The following is a 1,731-nucleotide window of genomic DNA, read 5'->3' on the forward strand; positions in this document are numbered from 1 at the left end:
GCTGCACATGTTCCGCGCTCAGGATACCGCCTTTGTACGGCAGGTCGCGGGTCGCGCACGCATCTTCCACCAGGGTGCAACGAAAACCCAGGTTCTTGGCTGCGCGTACCGTGGTGCTGACACTGGAGTGACTCATGAAACCGCAGACGATCAAGTCCAGCGAGCCGAGGTCCTGCAGACGTTTTTCCAACTCCGTGCCATGGAAGGCACTGGGCAGCAGCTTGCCGACGATGGTCTCGTCACCTTGTGGCTCGAGGCCCGGGATGAACTCACCGCGTGCGCCTTGCGGGTCGAACATTCCACCCACGGTGCCGAGGTGATGCACATGCACAATCGGCCGGCCGGCAGCGCGGGCCGCGGCGACCAGTTGCTTGATGTTTTCGACGGCAGCATCCATGCCGGTCAGGGCCAATGGGCCACTGAGATACTCTTTCTGGGCATCAATGATGACCAGGCTGGCATGGCTCAAACTGGCCGGTGCATAACCACGGCCGGTGAGTTGAAACATCGTCTTTGGAACGGACATTCTGGGGCTCCTTTGGGTAGGGCTTTTGCGACATTGTCCTCTGGCTGAGCGCTTCTGTGAATCGCTACCAACGTAGGCTGTGTGGTTGCTGGCCTACAGCCTTGTCAAGAGGGTGGTTCTGTTCAAGTAAAAGCTTGAAAAATGGATAGTTCCTACAGTGAGTTGGTGTTTTTCATGCGTCGTCGGGGGGCGTTTTGGCTGTTAGAATCGTCAGTCGTTTTTTCAGGAGTTTGTCCCGTGATCACTTCCCGCCTGCGCACCTTGCGCGACCACATCCGTTGGGCCGTCAGCCGTTTTCATGGGGAGGATCTGTTTTTCGGCCATGGGACTGACAATGCCTGGGACGAAGCCCGTCAATTGGTGCTCGGCGCGTTGCACCTGCCTTGGGAAATTGCCGACAGTTATCTGGACTGCCGCCTGGAAGAGGACGAGTTGGTCAATCTGCAACGCCTGATCACGCGTCGTATCGAAGAGCGGATCCCTACGGCTTACTTGTTGGGTGAGGCGTGGTTCTGCGGTATGTCGTTCATCGTTGACGAACGAGTGCTGATCCCGCGCTCACCGATTGGCGAGCTGATCGAAAAACGATTTGCGCCCTGGTTGGACGCCGAGCCGGCACGCATTCTTGACCTGTGCACCGGTTCGGGCTGCATTGGTATCGCCTGCGCTTATGAGTTCCAGAACGCCGAAGTGGTACTGGCCGATCTGTCGTTCGAAGCGCTGGAAGTCGCCAATCAGAACATTGAACGTCACGGTGTCGACGAGCGGGTCTATACGGTTCAGGGGGATGGTTTCGATGGTCTGCCGGGCCAGCGTTTCGACCTGATCGTTTCCAATCCGCCGTACGTCGATGCCGAAGATTTCGCCGACATGCCGGACGAGTATCAGCATGAGCCCGAGTTGGGTCTGGCCTGCGGTGAGGACGGCTTGAACCTGGTGCGACGCATGCTCAGCGAAGCGGCGGATCACCTGACCGAAAAAGGTTTGCTGATCGTCGAAGTCGGCAACAGCCAGGTGCACGTCGAAGCGCTGTACCCGGAAGTGGACTTCGCCTGGCTCGACTTCGAACACGGCGGCCATGGCGTGTTCATGCTCAGCGCCGAACAGTGCCGTCAGCATCAGGCGGTGTTTGCTTCGAGGGTTTAGAAAGTAGCGAGACCTTCTGCGTACACAAGCCCTGTAGGAGCTGCCGCAGGCTGCGATCT

2 protein-coding genes are annotated in these 1,731 nt (G+C 58.3%); one reads left to right on the forward strand and one right to left on the reverse strand.

What is annotated here, in order from left to right; genetic code table 11:
- Positions 1-526: cysteine hydrolase family protein (locus tag F8N85_RS33930; protein ID WP_150807677.1), on the reverse strand; the 526-nt coding region annotated here is incomplete at its 3' end.
- 237 nt (positions 527-763) lie between these two features.
- Between F8N85_RS33930 and prmB the strand changes: the two genes are divergently transcribed.
- On the forward strand, positions 764-1,672 hold the full coding sequence (prmB, locus tag F8N85_RS33935) for a 50S ribosomal protein L3 N(5)-glutamine methyltransferase (protein ID WP_150805231.1): 909 nt from the start codon (positions 764-766) through the stop codon (positions 1,670-1,672).
- Positions 1,673-1,731 lie beyond the last annotated feature (59 nt).

It is taken from the genome of Pseudomonas fluorescens, from assembly GCF_902497875.1.
GTDB lineage: Bacteria > Pseudomonadota > Gammaproteobacteria > Pseudomonadales > Pseudomonadaceae > Aquipseudomonas > Aquipseudomonas fluorescens_BR.